Genomic DNA, 3,040 nt, shown 5'->3' on the forward strand with positions numbered 1-3,040 from the left:
TTCACATTAGAATATAGGTTAAGTCCTCGATCTATTAGTATCTGTCAGCTCCACGTGTCACCACGCTTCCACCTCAGACCTATCAACCTGATCATCTTTCAGGGATCTTACTTCCTTGCGGAATGGGAAATCTCATCTTGAGGGGGGCTTCATGCTTAGATGCTTTCAGCACTTATCCCGTCCGCACATAGCTACCCAGCGATGCCCTTGGCAGAACAACTGGTACACCAGCGGTGCGTCCATCCCGGTCCTCTCGTACTAAGGACAGCTCCTCTCAAATTTCCTGCGCCCGCGACGGATAGGGACCGAACTGTCTCACGACGTTCTGAACCCAGCTCGCGTACCGCTTTAATGGGCGAACAGCCCAACCCTTGGGACCGACTACAGCCCCAGGATGCGATGAGCCGACATCGAGGTGCCAAACCTCCCCGTCGATGTGGACTCTTGGGGGAGATAAGCCTGTTATCCCCGGGGTAGCTTTTATCCGTTGAGCGATGGCCCTTCCATGCGGAACCACCGGATCACTAAGCCCGACTTTCGTCCCTGCTCGACTTGTAGGTCTCGCAGTCAAGCTCCCTTGTGCCTTTACACTCTGCGAATGATTTCCAACCATTCTGAGGGAACCTTTGGGCGCCTCCGTTACATTTTAGGAGGCGACCGCCCCAGTCAAACTGCCCACCTGACACTGTCTCCCTGCCCGATAAGGGCAGCGGGTTAGAAGGTCAATACAGCCAGGGTAGTATCCCACCGATGCCTCCACCGAAGCTAGCGCTCCGGTTTCCAAGGCTCCTACCTATCCTGTACAAGCTGTACCAACATTCAATATCAGGCTGCAGTAAAGCTCCACGGGGTCTTTCCGTCCTGTCGCGGGTAACCTGCATCTTCACAGGTACTATAATTTCACCGAGTCTCTCGTTGAGACAGTGCCCAGATCGTTGCGCCTTTCGTGCGGGTCGGAACTTACCCGACAAGGAATTTCGCTACCTTAGGACCGTTATAGTTACGGCCGCCGTTTACTGGGGCTTCAATTCGCACCTTCGCTTACGCTAAGCGCTCCTCTTAACCTTCCAGCACCGGGCAGGCGTCAGCCCCTATACTTCGCCTTACGGCTTCGCAGAGACCTGTGTTTTTGCTAAACAGTCGCCTGGGCCTATTCACTGCGGCTTCTCGGGGCTTTAACACCCTAAGAAGCACCCCTTCTCCCGAAGTTACGGGGTCATTTTGCCGAGTTCCTTAACGAGAGTTCTCTCGATCACCTTAGGATTCTCTCCTCGCCTACCTGTGTCGGTTTGCGGTACGGGCACCTCTCACCTCGCTAGAGGCTTTTCTTGGCAGTGTGGAATCAGGAACTTCGCTACTAAATTTCGCTCGCCATCACAGCTCAGCCTTCACGGGAAACGGATTTGCCTATTTCCCAGCCTAACTGCTTGGACGCGGATATCCAATACCGCGCTTACCCTATCCTCCTGCGTCCCCCCATTGCTCAAATGGTGAGGAGGTGGTACAGGAATATCAACCTGTTGTCCATCGCCTACGCCTTTCGGCCTCGGCTTAGGTCCCGACTAACCCTGAGCGGACGAGCCTTCCTCAGGAAACCTTAGGCATTCGGTGGACGGGATTCTCACCCGTCTTTCGCTACTCATACCGGCATTCTCACTTCTAAGCGCTCCACCAGTCCTTCCGGTCTGACTTCACTGCACTTAGAACGCTCTCCTACCACTGTTCGTAAGAACAGTCCGCAGCTTCGGTGATACGTTTAGCCCCGGTACATTTTCGGCGCAGAGTCACTCGACCAGTGAGCTATTACGCACTCTTTAAATGGTGGCTGCTTCTAAGCCAACATCCTGGTTGTCTAAGCAACTCCACATCCTTTTCCACTTAACGTATACTTTGGGACCTTAGCTGGCGGTCTGGGCTGTTTCCCTTTCGACTACGGATCTTATCACTCGCAGTCTGACTCCCAAGGATAAGTCATCGGCATTCGGAGTTTGACTGAATTCGGTAACCCGGTAGGGGCCCCTAGTCCAATCAGTGCTCTACCTCCGAGACTCTTACCTTGAGGCTAGCCCTAAAGCTATTTCGGAGAGAACCAGCTATCTCCAGGTTCGATTGGCATTTCACCCCTACCCACACCTCATCCCCGCACTTTTCAACGTGCGTGGGTTCGGGCCTCCATTCAGTGTTACCTGAACTTCACCCTGGACATGGGTAGATCACCTGGTTTCGGGTCTACGACCACGTACTCATGCGCCCTATTCAGACTCGCTTTCGCTGCGGCTCCGCATCTTCTGCTTAACCTTGCACGGGATCGTAACTCGCCGGTTCATTCTACAAAAGGCACGCCATCACCCGTTAACGGGCTCTGACTACTTGTAGGCACACGGTTTCAGGATCTATTTCACTCCCCTTCCGGGGTGCTTTTCACCTTTCCCTCACGGTACTGGTTCACTATCGGTCACTAGGGAGTATTTAGCCTTGGGAGATGGTCCTCCCGGATTCCGACGGAATTTCACGTGTTCCGCCGTACTCAGGATCCACTCTGGAGAGAACAACATTTCAGTTACAGGGCTGTTACCTTCTTTGGCGGGCCTTTCCAGACCTCTTCGCTTATATCGTTCCTTTGTAACTCCGTATAGAGTGTCCTACAACCCCAAGAGGCAAGCCTCTTGGTTTGGGCTGTTCCCGTTTCGCTCGCCGCTACTCAGGGAATCGCATTTGCTTTCTCTTCCTCCGGGTACTTAGATGTTTCAGTTCCCCGGGTATGCCTTCTCATACTCTATGTATTCAAGTATGGATACTACTCCATTACGAGCAGTGGGTTTCCCCATTCGGAAATCTCCGGATCAAAGCTTGCTTACAGCTCCCCGAAGCATATCGGTGTTCGTCCCGTCCTTCATCGGCTCCTAGTGCCAAGGCATCCACCGTGCGCCCTTTCTAACTTAACCATTTCTTACTTTAGAAAGAATCACTATGTGTGATGAACTTTGCATTGCATTCAATGTGAATGTATTACTTATTGTTATCTAGTTTTCAAAGAACA

General features: G+C 52.5%; 1 rRNA gene. It reads right to left on the bottom strand.

The window, feature by feature from the left end:
- Positions 1 to 14: 14 nt before the first annotated feature.
- A 23S ribosomal RNA gene (locus tag ACTJKA_RS19790) occupies positions 15 to 2,945 on the bottom strand.
- Positions 2,946 to 3,040: the final 95 nt, after the last annotated feature.

It is taken from the genome of Bacillus sp. 22190, from assembly GCF_052045575.1.
Lineage (GTDB): Bacteria > Bacillota > Bacilli > Bacillales > Bacillaceae > Bacillus > Bacillus altitudinis.